Source organism: Burkholderia aenigmatica, assembly GCF_048627025.1.
Classification (GTDB): Bacteria; Pseudomonadota; Gammaproteobacteria; order Burkholderiales; family Burkholderiaceae; genus Burkholderia; species Burkholderia aenigmatica.
The window spans coordinates 3,403,464-3,425,130 of sequence record NZ_CP184468.1 but is presented as its reverse complement, the minus strand read 5'-3'; the positions used below and the strand labels follow the sequence as shown (position 1 = coordinate 3,425,130).

The 21,667-nt window shown below is 68.3% G+C and carries 23 protein-coding genes; 7 read left to right on the top strand and 16 right to left on the bottom strand.

Features of this window, described 5'->3' with window-relative positions; translation table 11 throughout:
- Window positions 1–83: 83 nt before the first annotated feature.
- The 3 genes from ttcA to ACN8ZM_RS16015 all read right to left on the bottom strand — a co-directional run bounded on the left by ttcA (window position 84) and on the right by ACN8ZM_RS16015 (window position 2,302).
- Window positions 84–1,079, bottom strand: coding sequence for a tRNA 2-thiocytidine(32) synthetase TtcA (gene ttcA, locus ACN8ZM_RS16025; protein WP_043186997.1), 996 nt, complete (start codon window positions 1,077–1,079; stop codon window positions 84–86).
- A complete protein-coding gene (locus ACN8ZM_RS16020; protein ID WP_043186999.1) occupies window positions 1,076–1,480 on the bottom strand; it encodes a dihydroneopterin aldolase in 405 nt (134 codons plus the stop codon). The genes ttcA and ACN8ZM_RS16020 overlap by 4 nt, the downstream gene beginning before the upstream one ends.
- 78 nt (window positions 1,481–1,558) lie before the next feature.
- Window positions 1,559–2,302, bottom strand: a complete 744-nt coding sequence (locus ACN8ZM_RS16015; protein WP_420210290.1) for an SDR family oxidoreductase — start codon at window positions 2,300–2,302, stop codon at window positions 1,559–1,561.
- Between the two features lie 13 nt (window positions 2,303–2,315).
- On the opposite strand from ACN8ZM_RS16015, the gene ACN8ZM_RS16010 reads away from it, so the two are divergent.
- Both ACN8ZM_RS16010 and ACN8ZM_RS16005 read left to right on the top strand, forming a co-directional pair.
- A complete protein-coding gene (locus ACN8ZM_RS16010) occupies window positions 2,316–3,509 on the top strand; it encodes a class I SAM-dependent methyltransferase (RefSeq protein ID WP_420210289.1) in 1,194 nt (397 codons plus the stop codon).
- Between the two features lie 11 nt (window positions 3,510–3,520).
- On the top strand, window positions 3,521–3,715 hold the full coding sequence (locus ACN8ZM_RS16005) for a DUF2905 domain-containing protein (RefSeq protein WP_039355363.1): 195 nt from the start codon (window positions 3,521–3,523) through the stop codon (window positions 3,713–3,715).
- Between the two features lie 22 nt (window positions 3,716–3,737).
- Here the strand turns inward: ACN8ZM_RS16005 and ACN8ZM_RS16000 are convergent, their stop codons facing one another.
- From ACN8ZM_RS16000 to ACN8ZM_RS15975, 6 genes are all read right to left on the bottom strand, one after another.
- On the bottom strand, window positions 3,738–3,959 hold the full coding sequence (locus tag ACN8ZM_RS16000) for a hypothetical protein (RefSeq protein WP_011353424.1): 222 nt from the start codon (window positions 3,957–3,959) through the stop codon (window positions 3,738–3,740).
- A 114-nt stretch (window positions 3,960–4,073) separates the two neighbouring features.
- Window positions 4,074–4,982, bottom strand: coding sequence for a carbohydrate kinase family protein (locus ACN8ZM_RS15995; protein ID WP_043187005.1), 909 nt, complete (start codon window positions 4,980–4,982; stop codon window positions 4,074–4,076).
- Window positions 4,979–6,259, bottom strand: coding sequence for an AGE family epimerase/isomerase (locus ACN8ZM_RS15990; protein WP_301769902.1), 1,281 nt, complete (start codon window positions 6,257–6,259; stop codon window positions 4,979–4,981). The genes ACN8ZM_RS15995 and ACN8ZM_RS15990 overlap by 4 nt, the downstream gene beginning before the upstream one ends.
- Window positions 6,256–7,275 carry a LacI family DNA-binding transcriptional regulator gene (locus ACN8ZM_RS15985; protein WP_043187009.1) on the bottom strand — a complete coding sequence of 340 codons (1,020 nt, stop codon included), beginning with the start codon at window positions 7,273–7,275 and terminating at the stop codon, window positions 6,256–6,258. Before ACN8ZM_RS15985 ends, ACN8ZM_RS15990 begins: the two co-directional genes overlap by 4 nt.
- Window positions 7,276–7,639: 364 nt before the next feature.
- Entirely contained in the window at window positions 7,640–9,478 is a 1,839-nt protein-coding gene (locus tag ACN8ZM_RS15980) for an EAL domain-containing protein (protein ID WP_420210288.1), read from the bottom strand.
- 503 nt (window positions 9,479–9,981) lie between these two features.
- Window positions 9,982–11,013 carry a bile acid:sodium symporter family protein gene (locus ACN8ZM_RS15975; protein ID WP_011353419.1) on the bottom strand — a complete coding sequence of 344 codons (1,032 nt, stop codon included), beginning with the start codon at window positions 11,011–11,013 and terminating at the stop codon, window positions 9,982–9,984.
- Window positions 11,014–11,359: 346 nt separating this feature from the next.
- On the opposite strand from ACN8ZM_RS15975, the gene ACN8ZM_RS15970 reads away from it, so the two are divergent.
- The 3 genes from ACN8ZM_RS15970 to ACN8ZM_RS15960 all read left to right on the top strand — a co-directional run bounded on the left by ACN8ZM_RS15970 (window position 11,360) and on the right by ACN8ZM_RS15960 (window position 14,407).
- Window positions 11,360–11,842, top strand: coding sequence for a hypothetical protein (locus ACN8ZM_RS15970; protein ID WP_043187012.1), 483 nt, complete (start codon window positions 11,360–11,362; stop codon window positions 11,840–11,842).
- Between the two features lie 345 nt (window positions 11,843–12,187).
- Window positions 12,188–13,264: a porin gene (locus ACN8ZM_RS15965; RefSeq protein ID WP_043187014.1), complete on the top strand. Its 1,077-nt coding sequence runs from the start codon at window positions 12,188–12,190 to the stop codon at window positions 13,262–13,264.
- A gap of 180 nt (window positions 13,265–13,444) precedes the next feature.
- The gene (locus tag ACN8ZM_RS15960; protein ID WP_043187016.1) at window positions 13,445–14,407 is read left to right on the top strand and encodes a LysR family transcriptional regulator; all 963 of its coding nucleotides are present in this window, start codon (window positions 13,445–13,447) and stop codon (window positions 14,405–14,407) included.
- A 115-nt stretch (window positions 14,408–14,522) separates the two neighbouring features.
- Here ACN8ZM_RS15960 and ACN8ZM_RS15955 read toward each other — a convergent pair whose 3' ends face one another.
- The gene (locus tag ACN8ZM_RS15955; RefSeq protein ID WP_043187018.1) at window positions 14,523–15,482 is read right to left on the bottom strand and encodes an NAD(P)H-dependent flavin oxidoreductase; all 960 of its coding nucleotides are present in this window, start codon (window positions 15,480–15,482) and stop codon (window positions 14,523–14,525) included.
- 266 nt (window positions 15,483–15,748) lie between these two features.
- Here ACN8ZM_RS15955 and ACN8ZM_RS15950 point away from each other — a divergent pair, with 266 nt between their 5' ends.
- Complete coding sequence (locus ACN8ZM_RS15950; protein WP_420210287.1) at window positions 15,749–16,645, top strand: alpha/beta fold hydrolase; 897 nt, start codon at window positions 15,749–15,751, stop codon at window positions 16,643–16,645.
- A 33-nt stretch (window positions 16,646–16,678) separates the two neighbouring features.
- Here the strand turns inward: ACN8ZM_RS15950 and ACN8ZM_RS15945 are convergent, their stop codons facing one another.
- On the bottom strand, window positions 16,679–17,170 hold the full coding sequence (locus ACN8ZM_RS15945) for an Lrp/AsnC family transcriptional regulator (protein ID WP_043187021.1): 492 nt from the start codon (window positions 17,168–17,170) through the stop codon (window positions 16,679–16,681).
- Window positions 17,171–17,282: 112 nt separating this feature from the next.
- Between ACN8ZM_RS15945 and ACN8ZM_RS15940 the strand changes: the two genes are divergently transcribed.
- Window positions 17,283–18,185 carry a DMT family transporter gene (locus ACN8ZM_RS15940; protein WP_043187023.1) on the top strand — a complete coding sequence of 301 codons (903 nt, stop codon included), beginning with the start codon at window positions 17,283–17,285 and terminating at the stop codon, window positions 18,183–18,185.
- A 318-nt stretch (window positions 18,186–18,503) separates the two neighbouring features.
- On the opposite strand, the gene ACN8ZM_RS15935 is transcribed toward ACN8ZM_RS15940, so the two are convergent.
- Genes ACN8ZM_RS15935 through ACN8ZM_RS15915 form a run of 5 tightly spaced genes read right to left on the bottom strand, consistent with a single transcriptional unit; the run spans window position 18,504 to window position 21,656 of the window.
- On the bottom strand, window positions 18,504–18,989 hold the full coding sequence (locus ACN8ZM_RS15935) for a hypothetical protein (RefSeq protein WP_420210286.1): 486 nt from the start codon (window positions 18,987–18,989) through the stop codon (window positions 18,504–18,506).
- Window positions 18,990–19,019: 30 nt separating this feature from the next.
- Window positions 19,020–19,226 (bottom strand): DUF1289 domain-containing protein, encoded by a 207-nt coding sequence (locus ACN8ZM_RS15930; protein ID WP_043187024.1) that lies wholly within the window; start codon window positions 19,224–19,226, stop codon window positions 19,020–19,022.
- Window positions 19,223–19,729 carry a YbaK/EbsC family protein gene (locus ACN8ZM_RS15925; protein ID WP_043187025.1) on the bottom strand — a complete coding sequence of 169 codons (507 nt, stop codon included), beginning with the start codon at window positions 19,727–19,729 and terminating at the stop codon, window positions 19,223–19,225. The genes ACN8ZM_RS15930 and ACN8ZM_RS15925 overlap by 4 nt, the downstream gene beginning before the upstream one ends.
- Window positions 19,730–19,755: 26 nt before the next feature.
- Window positions 19,756–20,688, bottom strand: coding sequence for a hydroxymethylglutaryl-CoA lyase (locus ACN8ZM_RS15920; protein WP_089451378.1), 933 nt, complete (start codon window positions 20,686–20,688; stop codon window positions 19,756–19,758).
- A 26-nt stretch (window positions 20,689–20,714) separates the two neighbouring features.
- Complete coding sequence (locus ACN8ZM_RS15915; protein WP_205822370.1) at window positions 20,715–21,656, bottom strand: 2-hydroxyacid dehydrogenase; 942 nt, start codon at window positions 21,654–21,656, stop codon at window positions 20,715–20,717.
- Between the last annotated feature and the right edge of the window lie 11 nt (window positions 21,657–21,667).

Sequence of the window (21,667 nt, the reverse complement as noted above, 5' to 3'; positions counted from 1 at the left end):
CGTCGATCCGGGCGTGCTGCGGCGCGGCTGCAACGCCGGAACGGGCGGCTGGCGCGCCGTTCCGGCAAGGGTTCCGGCCCCGCTTACAGGTCGTCGAACTGGACGATCGAGATCGGTTGGGCGCCGCCCGGCGCCGCGGTGTCGTCGCCCGACGCGCACGGCTCCTCGTCGAACGCGATGTCGCCCTGCGGATCGGCTTCGCCCGTCGCCCGCAGCGACTGGAACGGGTACAGCGTCGTGTCCATCAGGTGCGACGGCACGACCTTCGCGAGCGCGTTGAACATGTTCTCGACCCGGCCCGGGAAGCGCTTGTCCCATTCGCGGATCAGCGCCTTCATTTCCGCGCGCTTCAGGTTCGGCTGGCTGCCGCACAGGTTGCACGGGATGATCGGGAATTCGCGCAGTTCCGCGTATTTCTCGAGATCGGTTTCCTTCACGTACGCGAGCGGGCGGATCACGATGTTCTTGCCGTCGTCCGACTGCAGCTTCGGCGGCATTCCCTTCAGCTTGCCGCCGTAGAACATGTTGAGCAGCAGCGTCTGCACGATGTCGTCGCGGTGGTGGCCGAGCGCGATCTTGGTCGCACCGAGCTCGCCGGCCACGCGGTACAGGATCCCGCGGCGCAGCCGCGAGCACAGCGAGCAGGTCGTCTTGCCTTCGGGCACGAGCCGCTTGACGATGCTGTAGGTGTCCTGGTTCTCGATGTGGAACGGCACGCCGACCTGCTTCAGGTATTCCGGCAGCACGTGCTCGGGGAAGCCCGGCTGCTTCTGGTCGAGGTTCACCGCGACGATGTCGAAATCGATCGGCGCGCGCTCGCGCAGGCGCAGCAGCACGTCGAGCATCGCGTAGCTGTCCTTGCCGCCCGACAGGCACACCATCACCTTGTCGCCCTGCTCGATCATGTTGAAGTCGCCGATCGCCTGGCCGACCTGGCGCGCGATCCGCTTGAACAGCTTGTTGTTCTCGTACGCGTCCTTCTGTTCGCGGCGCGTCAGCGCCGGGCGGCCGGCCGGCGCGGCGGTCGCGTCGAGGGGGGCGGCATCGGCCGCCGTGTCATTCATGTGGGGGGCGTTCATGCGCGCTCCTCGTCCTTGATGCGAAAGACTTCGACGCCGACGGCGTCGCAGTCCGGATAAGCGTCCGGTTTCTCGGTACAGACGCGTACCGCGCGCACGGCATCGTGCGCCAGCAGGCGCGCGGCGATCGCGTCGCACAGCGTTTCCTGCAGGTGGATGTGGCCCCGCGCCAGGCATTGCGTGACGCTCTGCTTCATCAGATCGTAGTCGACGATTTCATGCAGCCGGTCGTCGACGGGGGTGGACAGCGCGAGCGGCACGAACAGGTCGACATTGATGACGACGCGCTGCTCGCCGCGCTTCTCGTGTTCGAAGGCACCGATGTTGATGTGCACTTCGTAGTCGCGCAGGTAGAGCCTGCGGCAGTCCGCGAGGCGGGGGTGCAGGAGAGCGGAAAACATGGTCGTTCCAGTCAAATTGGCGTGCGCACACGCAAAGCGGCGCGGGCGGCGGCAGTCAGGCCGCGCGATCCGCGCAGTTCATTCATTCGGGCCGGCGGCGGGCGGCACGAGGTGCTCGCCGCCGTCGACGGTCAGCGTCGCGCCCGTGACGCCGGGCGCGCTCGCGAGATAGCAGGCCGCCGCCGCGATGTCGTCCGCGTGCGGCGCGTGGCCGCGCACGAGCGCCGCGACCCGCACCTTCGGCGCGAGTGCCAGCGCCAGCGCCGACGTCGCGCGGTTCAGCGCGGCCTGCATCAGCGCGTGCGACATCTGCGCCGGCGCAGGGTGAAACAGGGCCTGATCCAGTACGTGGATCGCGCACGCGCGCAGCGCTTCGTGCTCGCGTGCGGCGTCGGGCGTCGCATCGGCGAGCGCGCGGGCCAGCGCGAGCGGCGCCGTCACGTTGCGCGCGAGGGCGCCGGCGAGCGACGCGCCGTCCACCGTGTGGGCGTCGTCGGCGCCCGCGCTGGCGCTCACGAACACCGCGCACGCGGGCCGGCCGAGTGCCGCGCTGCACGCGGCGACGAGTGCGGCGGCGTCGGCTTCCAGGGCCAGATCGGCGTCGAGCACGACCGCGCGGCGGCCGAGTGCCGCGACTTCGGCGACGAGCGCGTCGGCGGCCGCGTGCGGCGCGCCGTGGCTGCGCTGCAGCGCGACGTCCCAGCCGTGCCGCGCGAAGCCGGTCGCGAGCGCACGGCCGATCGACGCGGCGTCGGCAGCGCTGCCCAGGGCGCCTGTGACGAGCGCCACGCGCTGGGTCGACGTATCGGCTGAAACGGTCATTTACAATGCCGGGATGAACCCGAAAGCTCACGAACCCGCTAGTTTACCTGCTCCCGGCCCTGACGCGCTCGCGCAGTCCGAAACCCTTGCCGCGCAACTGCGCGACGAGATCGCGGCGGCCGGCGGCTGGCTGCCGTTCGACCGCTTCATGGAGCGCGCGCTGTATGCGCCCGGTCTCGGCTACTACAGCGGCGGCGCGCGCAAGTTCGGGCGCCGCGCCGACGACGGCAGCGACTTCGTCACCGCGCCCGAGCTGTCGCCGCTGTTCGCGCAGACACTCGCGCAACCGGTCGCGGAAGCGCTCGCGGCGAGCGGCACGCGTAGCGTGATGGAATTCGGCGCCGGTACCGGCAAGCTCGCGGCCGGGCTGCTCGCGGCGCTCGACGTGCTGGAGGCCGGGCTCGACGAATACCTGATCGTCGACCTGTCCGGCGAGCTGCGCGAACGGCAGCGCGACACGATCACGGCCGCCGCGCCGGCGCTTGCCGCGAAGGTGCGCTGGCTCGACGCGCTGCCCGAGCGGTTCGACGGCGTCGTGGTCGGCAACGAGGTGCTCGATGCGATGCCCGTGCGGCTGTTCGCGAAGGCGGGCGACGCATGGCACGAGCGCGGCGTCGCGCTCGACGCGCACCAGGCGTTCGTGTTCGAAGACCGCCCGGCCGCGCCGGCCGGCCTGCCGCCGGTGCTCGCGGGGCTGGACGATACGGGCGACGGCTACCTGACCGAGACGCACGAGGCCGCGCTGGCCTTCACGCGCACCGTCTGCACGATGCTCGGGCGCGGCGCGGTGCTGCTGGTCGACTACGGCTTTCCCGCACACGAGTACTACCACCCGCAGCGCGACCGCGGCACGCTGATGTGCCACTACCGTCACCACGCGCACGACGATCCGTTCCTGTACCCGGGGCTGCAGGACATCACCGCGCACGTCGAATTCACCGGCATCTACGACGCGGCGATCGCCACCGGCGCCGACCTGCTCGGCTACACGTCGCAGGCGCGCTTCCTGCTGAACGCGGGCATCACCGACGCGCTGGCCGCGATCGATCCGTCGAACATCCACGCGTTCCTGCCGGCCGCGAACGCGGTGCAGAAGCTGATCTCCGAGGCCGAGATGGGCGAGCTGTTCAAGGTGATCGCGTTCTCGCGCGGCATCGACGGCACGCTCGACGCGTTCGCGCGCGGCGACCGCTCGCACGCACTCTGACGGGAGCTGACATGCTGCGCTGGCTGATGACGTCGTTCGTCGCGGTGATGATCCTGACGCGCTGCTGGCCGTGGCTCGGCAAGCTCGGCATCGGGCGGATGCCGGGCGACGTCACGCTGACGCTCGGCGGACGGCGCTACCCGTTCCCGTTCATGTCGACGCTGGTGCTGACGATGCTGCTGTCGATGGTGGCGCGGCTGCTCTGAGCCGCGCCTGAATGGCGGCGCGTTACAGCTCGATTTCGCCGAGGATCCGGTGCGCGAGCGCCTTTGCCTCGTCGAACGCTTCTTCCTCGCTGGGACTCGTCGAGTGGACGTCGTAGCGCGTGTTCTCGGTGTCGTCCCCGTCGTCCCGCGCGAGGATCACGTAACCCTGGAACTGCCCGTTGCCCGCATGCTGGGTATGCGCCTTGGCCGTGTAGATGCCTTTCGTGAACGTGTTGGTGTCCATCGTGCTCTCCCGCAAAAGGACACTTCATCGTAGCACTGCGGCGCAGCATGTACAGCGCCGCTTATCGGTGACCGAACGGCGTCCGGTCGCGGTGTCCGGTCACCGTCCTTCCCGTCATCGTTCGATCAGCGCGACGACCTCGTCGAGCGTCGGTGCGTGCGCGCCCGTATGCCGGCACGCGGCGGCGCCCGCCGCCAGCGCGAACACGAGATGCTCGCGCCACGATCGCTGCGGCGCGGCCATCAGGCTGAACAGCATGCCGCCGATCGACGCGTCGCCCGCGCCGACGGTGTCGGCCACCTCGACGCGCGGCGGGCTGGCTTCATGCACGTCGCCGTCCGCGTAGAGCGTTGCCGCCTGCGCGCCGCGCGTGACGAGCACGGCCGCGCGCGGGTTCAGCGCGCGCACCGCGCCGATCGCGTCGGGGCCGTCGCCGCCGAACAGGTGCCGCAGGTCCTCGTCGGACACCTTGATCAGGTCGGCGAGCGCGGCCATCTTCTCCAGCGTCGGCCGGTACGCGGCCGTCATCAGGTTCCGGACGTTCGGGTCGAAGCTGATCTTCACGCCGCGCGCGTGCAGGTCGGCCGCGAGCGCGGCCAGCGTGCCGGCGAGCGGTTCGCGCACGAGGCTGATGCAGCCGAAATGCGCCCATTTCACGTGGTCGGTCCAGCCGGCCGGCAGCCGCGCCGGATCGAACGCGAGGTCGGCGCTCGCTTCGCCGATGAAGAAGTACGCGGGCGGGCGTGTCTCGTGGACGATCGCGAGCAGCGGCGGCCGCGCGACGCGCTGCAGGAAGCGCAGGTCGAGTCCGGCCGCTTCGCTCGTGCGCCACAGCACGTCGGAAAAGCAGTCTTCGCCGATCGAACCGGCGAGCGCGCTCGGCACGCCGAGCCGCGCGACCGCGCGCGCGACGTTCCAGCCGGCGCCGCCCGGCACCGACGTCCATTGCGCGTCACCCGCGCGCACCATGTCGGTCAGGATGTCGCCCGCCGACACGAAAGCCGGAAACGTGCCGCCGCTCATTGCGTCGGCTCGCTGCGTTGAGTGCGGGCGAGGGTTGCGAGCACGTCGTAGCACGCGCCCATCGTGTGATAGTCGGTCTTGCCGGCCGGGCTTTTCTCGTCGCTGTACTTGCGGTTGTCGCAGGTGAGGATCCGGTACCACGCGCCGTAGCGGTGATCGACGAAGTGCGCCCAGCTATAGCGCCAGATCTCGTCGTACCAGTCCCAGAAGCGCTCGCTGCCGGTGCGCGCGCCGAGCATCGCGGCCGCCGCGAAGGTTTCCGCCTGCACCCAGAAGTACTTGTTGTGGTCGCAGATCGTGAAGTCGGGGCCGAAGCCGTAGTTCAGCCCGCCGTGATCGGCGTCCCACGCGTGCGTGAGTGCGGCGTCGAACAGCTCGGCCGCGCGCGGCACGAGCCAGTCGAGCGGGCGGTGCCGCTCGAGGATCAGCAGCAGCTTCGCCCATTCGGTCTGGTGTCCGGGCTGGAAGCCCCATGGACGGAAGATGTTCGAGCTGTCTTCCTTGTTGTAGTCCCAGTCGACCGACCAGTCCGCATGGTAGTGCTCCCACACGAGCCCGCCCGACAGCGCGGCCTGGCGCTGCGTGACGTGGGACGCGAGCTTCTCCGCGCGATCGAGGTACGTGAGGTGGCCGGTCGCCTCGTACGCGGCGAGCAGCGCCTCCGTCATGTGCATGTTGGCGTTCTGGCCGCGATACGACGACACGATCCAGTTCGGCGTCGCGTCGTCCGCGTACAGGCCGGCTGCCGCATCCCAGAAGCGGTGCTCGGCCAGCTCGTAGGTGGCCGCGATCAGCGGGCGGGCCTCGTCGATGCCGGCCATCGTCGCGTGCGCGGCCGCGAGCAGCACGAACGCGAGCCCGTAGCAGTGGCGCGTGCCGTCGAGCGTCGCGCGCTTCGCGCCGTCGCGCCAGTCGAGTTCCCAGTCGTAGCCCTGCAGTTCGTCGTCCCAGTGCGCGTCGCGCAGGAAGCGCAGCCCGTGGCGCGCGTATTCCAGGTGGCGCGGATCGCCGAAATGCCGGTACGCCATCGCGTAGTTGAAGACGAACCGGCAACTGCTGACGAGGTGGCGCGACGTGCGGTTGTAGATGCTGCCGTCGTCGCGGAAGTAGTGGTAGAAGCCGCCCGTCGGGTCGAACGCGTTCGTCGCGTAGAAGCGCAGCGTGTCCTCGATGTGCGACAGCAGGAACGACGGATCGCGGAAACTCGCGACGAACGGCGCGGCTTGCGTGTGGGCGGCCGGCGCGGCCGTGCAGGGTTGGACCGGGGGCATGTTCATGATTCGGTGACCGTGGCGGTATCGAGTGCCGGGGAGCCGGCGGGCTGGCTGCTGGCCCGCACGATCAGCTCGACGGGCAGGGAGATCTCGGTGCGCTCGGGCGCGTCGGCGAGCAGCAGCTCGACGCCGCGGCGGCCGAGCGCCTCCTTGTCGACCGCGAGCGTCGTGAGCGGCGGGCTCGCGTGCGCGGCGGCCGGGATGTTGTCGAAGCCGACGATTGCGATGTCGTCGGGAATGCGCAGCCCGCGTGCAGTGCAGACGCGCTGCGCGGCGAGCGCGGCCGCGTCGTTGTATGCGAAGACGGCCTCCGGGCGCGGGCCCGGCGCGTCGAGCAATTGCTCCATCGCACGCGCGGCGCCGGTGTCGGGATCGAGCCCCGCGTCGATCGTCACTTCGTACGCGGGATCGAACAGCCGGCCGGCCTCGAAGAACGCGCGCCGGTAGCCGATCGCGCGCTGCGCGATGCTGTAGTGCGCGGGCGAGCCGCCGATGAACGCGATCCGCGTGCGGCCGGTGGCGAGCAGGTGGCGCATCGCGAGCGCCGCGCCCGTCGCGTTGTCGATGTTGACCGAGCGCAGCCCGGGCGCCCACAGGTCGATCAGCACGAGCGGCCGGCCGGTCGCGGCGAGCGCCTCGATCGTCTCCGGCTCGATGAAGCCGGCCACCGCGATTGCGTCCGGCGCGTGCGGGCGCATCTGGCGCAGCACGTCGTCGTTCGGCCCGACCGTGAGCAGCGTCGGCACGATGCCGCGCTCGCGGCACGCGTCCTCGACGCCGTGCAGCACGTGCGAGAAGAACGGGCTGGCCGGAAAGCGGTTGTGCTGGCGATGCAGCAGGAAGGTGAGCCGGCGGATGCGCGGCCTCAGCTGCGCGGGATCGTAGCCGAGCTGCTGCGCGATCTCGACGATGCGCGCACGCGTGGCTTCGGACAGGCCCGGCTGGTTTTTCAGCGCGCGGGAGACGGTGCCGATCGAGACCTCTGCCGCCCGCGCCACATCGCGAATGGTGGTACCCATCGTTCGTTCGGGGTCCGGTTTGTTTAGGGTGAAAGCGATTGTATAGTAAAACATATCGCGGAATTCGGGCCGGATAGCCGGGGAATACCCGCGAATTCCGGGTTTTTAAGCGCTAATCTGCGAAAACGCCGTTACTAAAAATACTAAACAAAACACGAAAAAGGCAAGGTGGGCGTGCGGGGGAAGGGCGAGCGGGAAATGGGTGGCAAGCGGGCCGGCTTCACGCATTCGCGCGGGCAGTACCGGACTGCCTTCGCCGGCCGCCGGGAAGTTGGCGTGCAACTAACGGTCTGGTTGCATGACGGGCGGTAGTTCGCTACCGCCGCACCGGGGCGCCGTGTTCCGTAAAGACGGCCGCCGCAGTTCAGCGTATTGCCACTGCCGGCGGTTCGCCGCGATGGCGCAGCGCGGCACGGCCGGCATCGAGATCGACTACCGCGAGCCCGTCCGGTTGCTGTTTCGCGCGCCGCTTCGCGAGCGCGGCGACCGATGCGATCTCGTCGCTGCCGTAGCGCTTCGCGCCATGCGCGCCGGCCGGCACGCCGACCACGCCGATCGCCATCGTCACGAAGCCGAAGAATGCCGGATTGCCGTGGCGGTCCTCGCCGCGCAACCCGCCTGCCTGCCGGTCGGCCTGCGTGTAGAAGAGCTGCGCGCCGTCGTTGAAGCGCGCGATCGCGTCGGTGGCGCGTTCGCGCCAGTCGGCGCGCTGGAACAGCACGAGGAAATCGTCGCCGCCGACGTGCCCGAGAAAGTCGCGCTGCGGGTCGCACACGCCGGCCAGCACCGTCGCCGCGAACTTCAGCACCTCGTCGCCCTGCCAGTAGCCGTACTGGTCGTTGAACGGCTTGAACTGGTTCAGGTCGACGTAGCACGCGTGAAAGCCGGCGTCGCGCTGGAGCAGGCGGTCGATGTGCGCGCTGATCGGGATGTTGCCGGGCAGGAACGTCAGCGGATTCGCGTAGCGCGCGGCTTCGATGCGCATCTCGGTCACCGCGCGCACGAGGCTCTCGCCGGTGCCGAGCCCGACGTAGCGGCCGTGTTCGGTGATCACGAAGCCGTCCGCGAGATAGCGCTGGTCGTGGCTCGCGAGAAGCATCGCGAGCTGCTCGAACGTCGTCGCGTTGTCGATCATCAGCGGCGCGTCGTTCGCGAACTGCAGGCACGGCTTCTTGCCGAACACCTCGCGGTGGTACGGCAGCGCGAAGCGGTCGATGAAGCCGCGGCGATTCACCAGCGCGACGGGCCGCCCGCGTTCGACGAGCGCGACCGCGTGCAGGTCGGGCATCCGGTTGAACAGGTCGAGCACGTCGTTGCTGGTCGCGTCGCGCGGCAATGCCGGCGCCGGAACCAGCATCTTCCCGGCGATCGTGCCGGCCGGCCGCACCGAGCGCGTCGCGCCGGGAAACACCGCGATGTGCGGCGCGCGGATCGCATCGCGCGCGGCCGGCGCGACGACCCGCGACGGCTGCGCGTTCGGCCGGCCGAGCAGGAAACCCTGCACGCAGCAGATGCCCATGTCACGCACGACGATCAGGTCGCATTCGTTCTCGATGCCTTCCGCGATCAGTTGCGCGCCGCTCGCCTGCGCGAAGTGCTGCATGGCCTTCACGGCCTCGAATTTCAGCGGGTCGCGGGCGATGTCGTGGATGAAGAAGCGGTCGATCTTCACGACGTCCGGATGCAGGCGCAGCCACAGGTTCATGCTCGCGTTCGCGGTGCCGTAGTCGTCGAGCGCGAACTGGATGCCGGTTTCGCGCAGCGAGGCGACCGCCGGCCCGATATGCGTAATGTCGGTCGTCGCGTTCTGCTCGGTCAGCTCGATCACGATGCGCTCGGCGGCGACCCGCGCGCGGCCGAGCAGCTGGCGGATGCGCTCGCGTTCGCGCGCGAGTTGCAGGATCGTGCCCGCGCTGAAATTGAGGAACAGCTTGCCGTCGCAGCCGAGCGCCGCGAACGCGTCGAGGCAGGTGAGCGCGGCGGCCTGTTCGAGCGCGAGGGTCTCGCCTTCGCGCGCGGCCTGCGCGAACAGCGCGGCGGGCGGCTCGAGATCGGTGCCGCGCGGGCCGCGTATCAGGCCCTCGTATCCGACGACCGTCCCCGACCCGAGATCGACGATCGGCTGGAAGACGGCGGCGAGCGCGCGATCCGCGATCAGGCGCGTGGTGCAGGCGGCAGCGGAGTCGGAGTGGGGCGCGGGCATGGGCGAGAGCAGCCGAATCGACAGGACGCCCGACTTAACGGCACCGCTCGCGGGGAATTGAATGAAGATTTCGTGACGCGATGGGCGTTGCTGGTGCATCGCGTCGGTGTGCAGTTGGGAGGGCGGTACCGCAGGAGGGCGGGAAGGCAGGAGGGCAGTTGGTCGGAAAGGCGGGAAGCGCGAGGCGCGAGGCGGAAGGCGGAAGGCGGAAGGCGGAAGGCGGAAGGCGGAAGGCGGAAGGCGGAAGGCGGAAGGCGGAAGGCGGAAGGCGGAAGGCGGAAGGCGGAAGGCGGAAGGCGGAAGGCGGGAAGGCGGGAAGGCGGGAAGGCGGGAAGGCGGGAAGGCGGGAAGGCGGGAAGGCGGGAAGGCGGGAAGGCGGGAAGGCGGAAAGGCGGAAAGGCGGAAAGGCGGAAAGGCGGAAAGGCGGAAAGGCGGAAAGGCGGAAAGGCGGAAAGGGCGGGCAGGCGCCCCCCCACGGCCGTCCCGCCCTTCCGCCCTGATCGTCAGCGCTTGCCTGCGCTCAGCGCGCCGGGCGCCGATGTCGCGTCGCCCTCGTCGTGCTCGCCGCTCATGTCGCGCGCCCCCCAGCGCTGCGCGAGCGCCGCGCACGCCATCAGCTGGATCTGGTGGAACAGCATCAGCGGCAGCACGATCGCGCCGACCGCGTTCGCCGAGAAGATCACCTTCGCCATCGGCACACCGGCCGCGAGGCTCTTCTTCGATCCACAGAAGATGATCGTGATCTGGTCGGCGCGGTTGAAGCCGAGCCGCTTGCTGACGAACGCAGTCAGCAACAGCGCGATCGCAAGCAGCACGAGGTTGACGACGAGCAGGCCGCCGAGCGCGCGCGGCGGGATCTGGTGCCACAGGCCTTCGTTGACGGCCTCGCTGAAGGCGACGTAGACGACGAGCAGGATCGAGCCCTGGTCGACGAAGCGCAGCACGCCGCGGTTGCGGTCGATCCAGCCGCCGATCACGGGCCGCAGCAGCTGGCCGGCGATGAACGGCACGAGCAGCTGCATCACGATGCTGCCGACGGTGCTCCACGGCGACGCGGCGGCCGCCGACTGCGACGTGATCATCAGCCCGACGAGCGCCGGCGTGACGAAGATGCCGAGCAGGCTCGACGCGGATGCCGCGCACACGGCGGCCGGCACATTGCCCTTCGCGATCGACGTGAACGCGATCGACGACTGGACCGTCGACGGCAGCGTGCACAGGAACAGCACGCCCGCATACAGCGTCGGCGTGACGAGCGGCTGCAGCACGGGTTTCAGCGCGAGGCCGAGCAGCGGGAACAGCGCGAACGTGCTGAGCAGCACGACCGCGTGCAGCCGCCAGTGGGTCGCCCCCGCGACGACGGCTTCGCGCGACAGCTTCGCGCCGTGCAGGAAGAACAGCAGGCCGACGGCGATGTTGGTCGCCCAGTTGAACGCATGGGCGGCCGGGCCGCGGCACGGCAGGAGGCTCGCGAGCACGACGGTGCCGACGAGCGCGAGCGTGAAATTGTCGGGAAGAAAACGGGGACGGGCCATCAGGAACTCGATTCGGAAACGACGGAGGCGCGCATCGCGCGCGCGGATGGCGCCATTGTCCCGGTTGACGATTCACTACACAAATTCATTGTGTTAATCGATTGATGAATCAATCTCATGCAAGAGCGCCCACGGCATTGGCTCGGCCATGCGCAAAACGGCAGAAGAATGTTCTGTCCCGGCCGCGGGCGGAAGTGAAAAAACCTAGCAGTAACATGGTGTTACACCGATGCCGGCGACATAACACTTTTTGGCTCGACACGCTTTCGGCCCGCTCATAAATTACTGCTGAAAGCCTAGCGTCGGCCAAAAGCGGCCGGCGGCGGGCATGGACAGGCTCTGAACGATGACGGAACGGGTGAAACGGAAGATCGGACGATGGGTGGCAGGCGTGCTCGGCGCGCTGCTGATGCCGCTCGCGCTCGCGCAACCGCCCCACGGCGGTCATGCGTTCGGCGGCCACGGCTTCGGTGGCGGCGACATGCGCGCGTACGGTCAGCCGGCTGGCGGTGCGCCCGTCTGGCGCCGCGTCGCGCCTCCCCCTGGCGCACGCGCCGGCGGCGTGAGCGGCTACGGCTCCCGCTGGGGGCTGCGGCCGACGCCGTCGTATGGCCATTACGCCGCGCAGAGCCCGTATCGCCCGATCAGCGCCGACGCGCGTCAGATGCCGCGCCCGCCGGGCGGCGGCAACGTGCCGCTGCGCGCCGGTTCGATCCGCGCCGACGTCGCACGCTACAACGAGGAGCGCGGCGGCCGTCCGATGCCGCCGCCCCGCTCGCAGGAAGAGCCTGCGCACTCGCCGTTTTTCTCCCCGTTCTACCGAAACTGAGCGCCCGCGCGCTCACCCCTCCGCCGGCTGATGCGAATTCGCCACAGTCGCGCACAGATTTCCGCTGATTTTCCCGCCGCATTGCGCTATCTTTCGCGCCCGGCTCGCGTGTGCCACGCCGCCGGCCCGCCGTGCGACCGCGTTCAGGCCGGGCCGCCGACGGGTTTCCGGCCATGTATCCGTTCCGCGAAGTTAATGCTGCCGCTATACCAGCAATAAGTGTGCGCAATTTTGACCGGACGAATGATCCGTAAAGATGGCTGCGCCCCATACGACGCAAGCACTCGGCTCCAAAAAACAACGCTCGCGCCACTTCTCGACAATTCGACAAGATCTGGAGATCTAATGAAAGCATTCGCTCGCCGTGCATCGCGCACGTCCGTCAAGCTGATCGCCGCGGCCGCCTGCGTGGCGGCAACCGCTCCCGTCCATGCACAGTCGAGCGTGTCGCTCTATGGTCAGGTCGACGAATGGGTCGGCGCAACCAAGTTCCCGGGCGGCAACCGCGCGTGGAACGTGAGCGGCGGCGGGATGTCGACGTCGTACTGGGGCATGCACGGCGCCGAGGATCTCGGCAACGGCTACAAGGCGATCTTCACGCTGGAAAGCTTCTTCCGCGCGCAGAACGGCCAGTTCGGCCGCTTCCAGGGCGACACGTTCTTCGCACGCAACGCGTACGTCGGCATCGATTCGCCGTACGGCACGGTGACGGCCGGTCGCCTGACGACGCACCTGTTCCTGTCGACGATCCTGTTCAACCCGTTCTACGACTCGTACACCTTCTCGCCGATGGTGTACCACGTGTTCCTCGGCCTCGGCACGTTCCCGACCTATCCGAGCGACCAGGGCGCCGTCGGCGATTCGGGCTGGAACAACGCGCTGTCGTATACGTCGCCGTCGTTCGGTGGCCTGAATTTCGGAGCGATGTACGCGCTCGGCAACCAGGCCGGCGACAACGGCTCGAAGAAGTGGAGCGCGCAGTTCAACTATGCGAACGGCCCGTTTGCGGCGACCGCGGTCTACCAGTACGTGAACTTCAACAACGGCCCGCGTGACCTGAGCGCGCTGGTGGCCGGCATGAAGAGCCAGGGCATCGCGCAAGTCGGCGCAACCTACGACCTGAAGTACGTGAAGCTGTTCGGCCAGTACATGTATACGAAGAATGACCAGGTCGCGGGCAGCTGGCACGTGAATACCGCGCAAGGCGGCGTATCGGTGCCGCTCGGCGTGGGCAACGCGATGGCGTCGTACGCATACTCGCGCGACGCGGGCGGCCTCGACCAGACGCGCCAGACCTGGGCCGTCGGCTACGACTATCCGCTGTCCAAGCGCACGGACGTCTACGCTGCGTACATGAACGACCACATCAGCGGCCTGTCGTCCGGCAACACGTTCGGCGCCGGCATCCGCGCGAAGTTCTGACGCGCGCACGCGGCCGGTGCGCCGGTCGCGCGCGAAAATCGCGTCCGAGCTACATGTTTTTCCGCCAAAACGGCGCCGCCACCCGCGGCGCCGTTTTGCCTTTGTTGACCTTTCTGTTTCCTCGCCTTTGTTACCCTATCTCGTAATTGGACCATTCCCCCGTCATTACGAGCTAGTTCGATGGATACCCTCGTCAGCATGAATGTGTTTCGCTACGTCGTCGAAGTGGGCAGCTTCGTCGGCGCGGCCGAGCGCATGCAGATGTCGGCTGCGATGGCGAGCAAGCACGTGATGCATCTCGAGCAACAGCTCGGTGCGCGGCTGCTGCATCGCACGACACGACGCGTCGCCCCTACCGAGGCTGGACGCGAATACTATGAGCGCCTCGTGCAGGCGCTGTCGGAACTCGACGAAGCCGGGCAGGCCGTCGGCGCCGCAAGCGTGGTGCCGCAAGGCAGGCTGCGCGTGACGTCGCTGTCCGCGTTCGGGCTGCGGCACGTGATGCAGGCCGTCACCGATTATGCGGGCCGGTTCCCGGACGTGACCGTCGACATGACGCTGTCCGATCGCGTGGTCGACCTGATCGAGGAAGGCTACGACGTCGCGGTGCGCGCGGCGCCGAACGGATTGAAATCGTCGTCGCTGGTCGCGCGGCAGATCGCGACCGCGCACATCCTGCTGGTCGCGTCGCCCGAGTATCTCGAGAAACACGGCACGCCCACGACGATCGCCGATCTCGCGCACCACAACTACCTGCGGCGCGACTCGAATTCGACGATGCTCGATTCGCTGGTGATCGACGCGGCCGCCGCGTCGCGCGTGAATCTCAACGGCAACCTGATCGTGAATCACCTCGAAGGGCTGCGAGCGGCCGTGCTCGCGGGCGCGGGCATCGCGCTGCTCGGCACCGAGGTGGTCGGCGACGACATCGAGTCCGGTCGGCTCGTGCCGGTGCTGCTCGATGCGGTGCCGCCGCACGAGGCGCCGATCTATGCGGTCTACGCGAGCCGGCGTCACGTGTCCGCGAAGGTGCGTTCGTTCGTCGACTTCCTGGCGGCGCGTTTCGAAGGGCAGTCGCTGTGCCCGTCGATCGAATCGCACCTGCGCGTGCTGCCGATGACGCGGATGAAGCGCGCGGTCTGAAGCGTCTTTCCCGCTGCGGCGGGGCAATGAAAAAGCGCGAACCGCTGCGGTTCGCGCTTTTTGTTTTGTCTGACGGTATGTGCGCCGGTGGCGGCCGTCAAGGCCGCCGCATCCGTCAGCGCGGGATGCCGAGCCGCGCCTTCGCGTCGTCGTACTCGCGCTTCAGGCGCTCGACGAGCGCGCCCACGCTCGGCAGGTCGTCCATCAGGCCGACGCCCTGGCCGGCGCCCCAGATGTCCTTCCACGCCTTCGTCTTGTCGCTGCCGAAATTCATCTTGGTCTTGTCGGATTCCGGCAGTGCGTCCGGATCGAGGCCGGCCTTCTCGATGCTCTCGCGGATGTAGTTGCCGTGCACGCCCGTGAACAGGTTCGTGTAGATGATGTCCGACGATTTCGCGTTCACGATCGCGTGCTTGTAGTCGTCGATCGCGTGCGCTTCCTGGGTCGCGATGAAGCGCGTGCCCATGTACGCGAAATCGGCGCCCATCGCCTGCGCGGCCAGGATCGAACCGCCGTTCGCGATCGAGCCGGACAGCACGATCGGGCCGTCGAAGATCTTGCGGACTTCGCCGACCAGCGCGAACGGCGACGTCGTGCCCGCGTGGCCGCCTGCGCCGGCCGCGACGAGGATCAGCCCGTCGACGCCGGCTTCGAGCGCCTTCTGCGCGTGACGCAGGTTGATCACGTCGTGCAGCACGATGCCGCCGTAGCTGTGCACCGCGTCGACGATCTCGCGCGCCGGTGCGCGCAGGCTCGTGATGAAGATCGGCACCTTGTGCTCGACGCACACGCGCACGTCGTGCTCGAGCCGCGCATTCGACTGATGGACGATCTGGTTGACCGCGATCGGGCCGATCACCGCGTCGGGATTTTTTGCCTGGTGGTCGGCGAGCTCGGACTGGATCTGCGTCAGCCACTCGTCGAGCAGTTCGGCCGGGCGGGCGTTGAGCGCGGGGAACGAACCGACGATGCCCGCCTTGCATTGCGCGAGCACGAGTTCGGGGTAGCTGACGATGAACATCGGCGACGCGATGACGGGCAACGTCAGGTTCTGCAGGACGGTGGGCAATGCCATGTGATGTCTCCAGTCTCCAGGGGCGGCTGCGCGGTCGCGCCGACGCCATGCTTTGCGGTCGAACCGTAATTCGAGTGTAGCTGCGAAACGAGGTCGTCCTTATTAATACGAACGATCGTGCGATTCTACGCGAGCTTAACAAACCGCACGGTGTGGCGGCAATCGAGTGAGTGTTCTCTTTCTACAGATTCTGGGGGTTACCGCGCTGTGTAGACGCACAAGCGCTCCTAAAATAGCCGCCATAACAAACCAACGAGAAACAAACCATGTCGTTTGAGGCGTTTGCACCGTTTCGCGTGACGGTGCAGGACACCGACATCTTCGGTGTCAAAGGAGGCGCGGGTCCGCCGCTTCTGTTGCTGCACGGACATCCGCAAACCCACATGATCTGGCATCGCGTTGCCGCGACGCTCGCGAATCATTTCACGGTGATCGCCACCGACCTGCGCGGTTACGGCGCATCGGGCAAGCCGCCGAGCGACGCGCAGCACGCGCCGTATTCGAAACGTGCGATGGCGGCCGACCAGGTCGCCGTGATGCGGCATTTCGGCTTCGACCACTTCCACCTGTGTGCGCACGATCGCGGCGCGCGGGTCGCGCACCGGCTCGCGCTCGATCATCCGGACGCCGTCGAGCGGATGATGCTGCTCGACATCGCACCGACGCTCGCGATGTACGAGAAAACCGATCGTGCGTTCGCGACCGCGTATTTCCACTGGTTCTTCCTGATCCAGCCGGCGCCGCTGCCCGAGACGCTGGTCGGCGCGCATACCGATGCGTACATCGAGCGCGTGATGGGCAACCGGTCCGCCGGGCTCGCGCCATTCGCGCCCGAGGCGCTCGCCGCATACCGGGCCGCGCTCGCGCAGCCAGGCGCCGTGCACGCGATGTGCGAGGACTACCGCGCGTCCGCGACGATCGATCTCGAGCACGACCGTGCGGATCTGGAGCGCGGCAACAAGGTCGCGTGTCCGCTGCGTGTGCTGTGGGGCGAGAACGGGATCGTCGGCCGCTGCTTCGATCCGCTCGACGAATGGCGTCGTGTCGCGCGCGACGTCAGCGGCCGCGCGCTCGACTGCGGGCACTACATTCCGGAAGAGGCGCCCGTCGCGCTGATCGACGAGCTGCTCGCGTTTTTCGAGGCGCGCGACCCGGCGGCATAAGCGCGCGTGCGGGCGGCGCGCGCCGCCCGCTGCTCAGCGGTGCGCGCCGTCGTCCTCGACGAGCGGCGGCAGCCGGCGTGGCACCGGTGTCGATTTCACGATCGCGGTGCTCGTCTCGGCCCGCTCCGTCACTTTCGACAGGATGCCGTCGAGGTGCTCGATCGTGCGCAGGTAGAGCCGGCAGATGAAGCAGTCGTCGCCGGTGACCTTGTCGCATTCGACGAATTCGGGAATCCGCCGCAGCATCTCTTCGACGAGATGCAATTGGCCGGGCAGCGGCTTCACGCGGACGATCGCCTGCAGCGTGTAGCCCAGCGCGCGCGGGTCGAGCTCGACCGTGAACGCGGCAATCACGCCTTGCGCTTCGAGCCGCCGCACGCGGTCGGCGGTCGCGGGCGCCGACAGCCCGATCTGCCGGGCGAGTTCGCTGGTGGCGATGCGCGCGTCGTCGGCCAGCGCCGCGAGGATCGCGCGGTCGATCGCGTCGAGCGACGCGACGGCGGGCGGGGAAAGGCGTTTCGGCATGATCGCTTTGCTTTCGAAGGTGAATCGGTTGATTCACTTCAGTTTAGCCGTGGTTGTCGTGAAAGCAAGTTTCTAGAATCGAAGTCATCCACTCTTCTGAACGGAGTTCACGATGGCTTCGAATGAAATTCGCCGCGGCGCCGCCGAGATGGTCGTCGCGATGATGATGTCCGGCACGATCGGCTGGCTCGTGATGTCGTCGCAGCAGCCGCTGACGAACGTCGTGTTCTTCCGTTGCCTGTTCGGTGCCGCGACGCTTGCGATCGTCTGCGCGGCGTTCGGCTTCCTGCGTCGCGCGCTGTTCTCGCCGCGGATGCTCGCGCTTGCGACGCTCGGCAGCGTCGCGATCGTCGCGAACTGGCTGCTGCTGTTCGCCGCCTATTCGCGTGCATCGATCTCGATGGCGACCGCCGTCTACAACACGCAGCCGTTCATGCTGGTCGCGCTCGGCGCGATCGTGTTCCGCGAGCGGATCACCGCGTCGACGGTGGCGTGGCTCGCGCTCGCATTCGTCGGGCTCGTCGCCGTGGTGCGCGTCGAGCCGGCCGTGCTCGCGGTGCCGGGCGAATATCTGGAAGGCGTCGCGCTGTCGCTCGGCGCGGCCTTTCTGTATGCGATCTCGTCGATCGTCACGAAGCACCTGAAGGGCACGCCGCCGCATTTGCTCGCGCTGCTGCAGGCCGGCCTCGGCGTCTTGCTGCTCGCGCCGTTCGCGCACTTCGGCACGCTGCCGGCGACCGCCGGGCAGTGGTTCGACCTCGTCGTGCTCGGCGTCGTGAACACGGGCCTGATGTATGTGCTGCTGTACGGCGCGATCCAGAAGCTGCCGACCGCGATGACGGGTGCGCTGTCGTTCGTCTATCCGGTCGTCGCGATCGTCGTCGATCACGTTGCGTTCGGGCAGACGCTCGCGTGGACGCAGGTGTTCGGCGCGCTGCTGATCCTGCTCGCGGCGGCCGGCGTGAATCTCGGCTGGCGCATCGTGCCCGCGCGTCGCGCGGCAGTCGGCAACTGAAACGGTCGTACGATTCGGCGCCGCCGCGGCGCAGCGCCGCGGCGTGTCGAATGCGAATTTCAGGAACGCGTATTGCGAGCGGACGGCGCGCAGATGGCGAGCGAAAGCGGCGTGCGTGCGCGCACGAAAGACGCTGTAAGAAGTTGTAGGGAAACACCCGATGCGATGCGGCCGCGTCGCTCGTATGATGCGGGCTGTGACGTTGATCACGTTCACAGGATTCCGATCTCGATGCCGTTCGCCCGTCAGGCTGAACGGCTTTTTTTTATGCGTGGCTCCGGCAACGGCCTTGAGCGGCCCGTTTGATACCCGCCCGTTTTACGCGGGCGAATCGGGATCGATCCGGCCACCCTCGATCACAAAGTGCGGACCGTCGACGCTCGGTGCAAAGAGCCGCCAGTCCTCTTCGTGTGCCGCGCCCGTCGGCGTGACGACGAGGCTCAGTCCGCCGGACAACGTAATCGATGCTTGTCCCGATTCACTGCCCAGTGCGCGTGCAACGGTCATTGGGCCTTGCTTGATCAATAACGCATCGAGGCGCTCCACGGTGTGGCGTGCCGTGTCGTCGGACCCGGAAAGATCGTCCTGGGTCGCGACGATGTCGCTTTCTCGCCGGATTTGCCAATCGCATTGAACGTGCAGCGCCCAGGCGCCCACCCATTTCACCGTACCCTTTCGCGTAGTGGTTTGCTGCATCGGGCCGAACTGGATCATCAGCATGTCGGCTGCACGATTGATGCCGCCTATGTCGAGCCCTTCGAGAACGGCGAGGTGCCGGGTGATCCTTTCGTGAACGCGGGTCATCGACTTCTCCTCAAACGCGCCCAAAGATCTTCACGCGCCGCTTCCCGCAATCAGCCGCCGCCGCGCATCGAGCCGCGCGAGCAACGCGCGCCTCGCGTCGTCGTCCGACGCACGCCACCCCTTGATCTCGTCACGCGTGCGCAGGCAACCCGCGCACCAGTCGGTGCGCGGATCGATCCGGCAGACGTCGGTGCACGGCGACGCGACCGTGCCGACTTGCACGGGCACGTCGCTCATGCGGGCTCCCGCAACGCGACGTCCGCGACCGGCGCACCCGTCAGCGACACGAGTTCGTTCGGCGACAGGTTGAACACCGCGTGCGGATGGCCGGCGGCCGCCCACAGGCTGTCGAGCGCGAGCAGGTCGGCGTCGATCAGCGTGACGGGTTCGACGAGATGGCCGATCGGGCAGACGCCGCCGATCGCGTAGCCGGTGTTGTCGCGCACGAACTTCGCATCCGCGCGGCCCACTGCACCGACCTGCGCGGCGACCTTCTTCTCGTCGACGCGATTGACGCCGCTCGCGACCACGAGCACCGGCGCACCGTCCGACTGCCGGCGAAACAGGATCGACTTCGCGATCTGCGCGACCGAGCAGCCGAGCCCGGCCGCGGCCTCGGCGGAAGTCTTGCCGGTTTCGGCGAGCATCACGATGCCCTTCTCGTGGCCGCGCTCGCGCAGCAGCAGCGCGACGCGGCGCGCGGAATCGGGGAGGGCGTCGAGTGAAGCGGGTGTCGTCATGTCGAGGAATCCGTGGAAAGTCGGGGTCACACGCAGTTCGCGGCGTCGGCCGCGCTCTGCGCCTTGGCGAGCAGTGCGCGACCGGCGCGCGACACGTTCGCGCGGCCGATCGCGTTCGAGATGAAGTCGCCGGCGGCAACGACCTGCGCGAGATCGATGCCGGTTTCGATGCCGAGCCCCTGCATCAGGTACAGCACGTCCTCGGTCGCGACGTTGCCGGTCGCGCCCTTCGCGTACGGGCAGCCGCCGAGGCCCGCGACCGACGCGTGGAAGATCTCGATCCCTTCGAACAGCGCCGCGTAGATGTTCGCGAGCGCCTGGCCGTAGGTGTCGTGGAAGTGGCCCGACAGGCGTTCGCGCGGAAACACGCGCGTGACGGCCGACAGCACTTCGCGCGTGCGCTTCGGCGTGCCGACGCCGATCGTGTCGGCGATGTCGATCTCGTCGCAGCCGAGCGCGGCGAAGCGCTCGACGACATCGACGACCGATGCGACCGGCACCTCGCCCTGGTACGGGCAGCCGAGCGTGCACGACACGCTGCCGCGCAGCCGCAGGCCCGCATCCTTCGCGGCCTTCGCGACGGGCTCGAAGCGCGCGATGCTCTCGGCGATGCTGCAGTTGATGTTCCGCTGCGAGAACGCCTCGCTCGCCGCGCCGAAGATCACGACTTCGTCGGCGCGCGCGGCGACTGCGTTCTCGAAGCCCTTCAGGTTCGGCGTGAGCACCGAGTACACGGTGCCCGCGCGGCGCTCGATGCCGGCCATCACGTCGGCGCCGTCGGCCATCTGCGGCACCCATTTCGGCGACACGAACGACGCGGCCTCGATATTGCGGAAGCCGGCGTGCGACAGCCGGTCGACGAGCGCGATCTTCACGTCGGTCGGCACAAAGGTCTTCTCGTTCTGCAGCCCGTCGCGCGGGCCGACTTCGACGATCTTGACGGCGGTGGGGAACGTCATGGTTGTCTCCTGGTTTGCTTGTAGGTTCAGTAGCCGCGTGCGTAGTCGACGATGCCGCCGATGCGCTCGCCGCGCTCGAGCGCGCGGATCTTGCCGGCGATCTGTGCGATGGCTTCGTCGCGCAGCGTTTCGGCCGAGCTGTGCGGCGTGATCGTGATGCGCGGCGCGTGCCAGAACGGATGGTCTTCCGGCAGCGGCTCGCGATCGAACACGTCGAGCGTTGCGGCGGCGATCCGGCCGCTCGACAGCGCGTCGAGCAGGTCGGCTTCGACGAGATGCGCGCCGCGCGCGACGTTGACGACATACGCGCCGGGCGCGAGCCGCGCGAACGTGCGCGCCGACAGGATGCCGTCGGTGTCGGGCGTGCTCGGCAGCAGGTTGACGAGCACCTTCGCGCCGTCGATGCACGCGTCGAACGCGCCGTCGCCCGCGAAGGTCGTGACGCCGTCGAGCTGCTTCGCGCTGCGGCTGTAGCCGCGCACGGGCAGGCCGAGCGCGGCGAGCGCTTGCGCGACCTGCGCGCCGAGCACACCGAGGCCGAGCACGGCGACGGTGAAGCTGGCGCGCGCGTGCGGCTCGAGCGGCCGCCAGCGACGCTCGCGCTGCAGCGCGTCGTATTCGTCGAAGCGGCGCAGGTAGCGCAGCACCGCGTGCGTCACGTATTCGACCATCTGCTGCGCCATGCCGGAATCTTCCAGGCGCACGAGCGGTACGTGCCGCGGCAGCGTGCCCGGATGCGCGTGCTCGAGCGCGAGCAGCGCGTCGACGCCGGCGCCGAGATTGAAGATCGCGCGCAGGCCGTCGCGCGGCGTGAAGAATTCGCGCGGCGCGCGCCAGACGAGCGCGTAGTCGGCGGCGGCCGTGTCGCCGGGCTGCCACGCGCGCAGTTGGGCTTCCGGCAGCGCATGCGCGAACTCGTCGCGCCACGCGCCTGCTTCCTGGTGCGGGGAATGGAACAGGATCTTCATTGGATGACGAT

What these genes read in the sequence shown, in the direction of transcription:
- ACN8ZM_RS16020 (WP_043186999.1), bottom strand. Translation starts at nt 1,480, where the DNA reads ATGTTTTCCGCTCTCCTGCACCCCCGCCTCGCGGACTGCCGCAGGCTC.
- ttcA (WP_043186997.1), bottom strand. Translation starts at nt 1,079, where the DNA reads ATGAACGCCCCCCACATGAATGACACGGCGGCCGATGCCGCCCCCCTC.
- ACN8ZM_RS15965 (WP_043187014.1), top strand. Translation starts at nt 12,188, where the DNA reads ATGAAAGCATTCGCTCGCCGTGCATCGCGCACGTCCGTCAAGCTGATC.
- ACN8ZM_RS15915 (WP_205822370.1), bottom strand. Translation starts at nt 21,656, where the DNA reads ATGAAGATCCTGTTCCATTCCCCGCACCAGGAAGCAGGCGCGTGGCGC.
- ACN8ZM_RS15925 (WP_043187025.1), bottom strand. Translation starts at nt 19,729, where the DNA reads ATGACGACACCCGCTTCACTCGACGCCCTCCCCGATTCCGCGCGCCGC.
- ACN8ZM_RS15985 (WP_043187009.1), bottom strand. Translation starts at nt 7,275, where the DNA reads ATGGGTACCACCATTCGCGATGTGGCGCGGGCGGCAGAGGTCTCGATC.
- ACN8ZM_RS15995 (WP_043187005.1), bottom strand. Translation starts at nt 4,982, where the DNA reads ATGAGCGGCGGCACGTTTCCGGCTTTCGTGTCGGCGGGCGACATCCTG.
- ACN8ZM_RS16005 (WP_039355363.1), top strand. Translation starts at nt 3,521, where the DNA reads ATGCTGCGCTGGCTGATGACGTCGTTCGTCGCGGTGATGATCCTGACG.
- ACN8ZM_RS16015 (WP_420210290.1), bottom strand. Translation starts at nt 2,302, where the DNA reads ATGACCGTTTCAGCCGATACGTCGACCCAGCGCGTGGCGCTCGTCACA.
- ACN8ZM_RS15980 (WP_420210288.1), bottom strand. Translation starts at nt 9,478, where the DNA reads ATGCCCGCGCCCCACTCCGACTCCGCTGCCGCCTGCACCACGCGCCTG.
- ACN8ZM_RS15920 (WP_089451378.1), bottom strand. Translation starts at nt 20,688, where the DNA reads ATGACGTTCCCCACCGCCGTCAAGATCGTCGAAGTCGGCCCGCGCGAC.
- ACN8ZM_RS15950 (WP_420210287.1), top strand. Translation starts at nt 15,749, where the DNA reads ATGTCGTTTGAGGCGTTTGCACCGTTTCGCGTGACGGTGCAGGACACC.
- ACN8ZM_RS15990 (WP_301769902.1), bottom strand. Translation starts at nt 6,259, where the DNA reads ATGAACATGCCCCCGGTCCAACCCTGCACGGCCGCGCCGGCCGCCCAC.
- ACN8ZM_RS15975 (WP_011353419.1), bottom strand. Translation starts at nt 11,013, where the DNA reads ATGGCCCGTCCCCGTTTTCTTCCCGACAATTTCACGCTCGCGCTCGTC.
- ACN8ZM_RS15940 (WP_043187023.1), top strand. Translation starts at nt 17,283, where the DNA reads ATGGCTTCGAATGAAATTCGCCGCGGCGCCGCCGAGATGGTCGTCGCG.
- ACN8ZM_RS15970 (WP_043187012.1), top strand. Translation starts at nt 11,360, where the DNA reads ATGACGGAACGGGTGAAACGGAAGATCGGACGATGGGTGGCAGGCGTG.
- ACN8ZM_RS16010 (WP_420210289.1), top strand. Translation starts at nt 2,316, where the DNA reads ATGAACCCGAAAGCTCACGAACCCGCTAGTTTACCTGCTCCCGGCCCT.
- ACN8ZM_RS15930 (WP_043187024.1), bottom strand. Translation starts at nt 19,226, where the DNA reads ATGAGCGACGTGCCCGTGCAAGTCGGCACGGTCGCGTCGCCGTGCACC.
- ACN8ZM_RS15960 (WP_043187016.1), top strand. Translation starts at nt 13,445, where the DNA reads ATGGATACCCTCGTCAGCATGAATGTGTTTCGCTACGTCGTCGAAGTG.
- ACN8ZM_RS16000 (WP_011353424.1), bottom strand. Translation starts at nt 3,959, where the DNA reads ATGGACACCAACACGTTCACGAAAGGCATCTACACGGCCAAGGCGCAT.
- ACN8ZM_RS15935 (WP_420210286.1), bottom strand. Translation starts at nt 18,989, where the DNA reads ATGACCCGCGTTCACGAAAGGATCACCCGGCACCTCGCCGTTCTCGAA.
- ACN8ZM_RS15955 (WP_043187018.1), bottom strand. Translation starts at nt 15,482, where the DNA reads ATGGCATTGCCCACCGTCCTGCAGAACCTGACGTTGCCCGTCATCGCG.
- ACN8ZM_RS15945 (WP_043187021.1), bottom strand. Translation starts at nt 17,170, where the DNA reads ATGCCGAAACGCCTTTCCCCGCCCGCCGTCGCGTCGCTCGACGCGATC.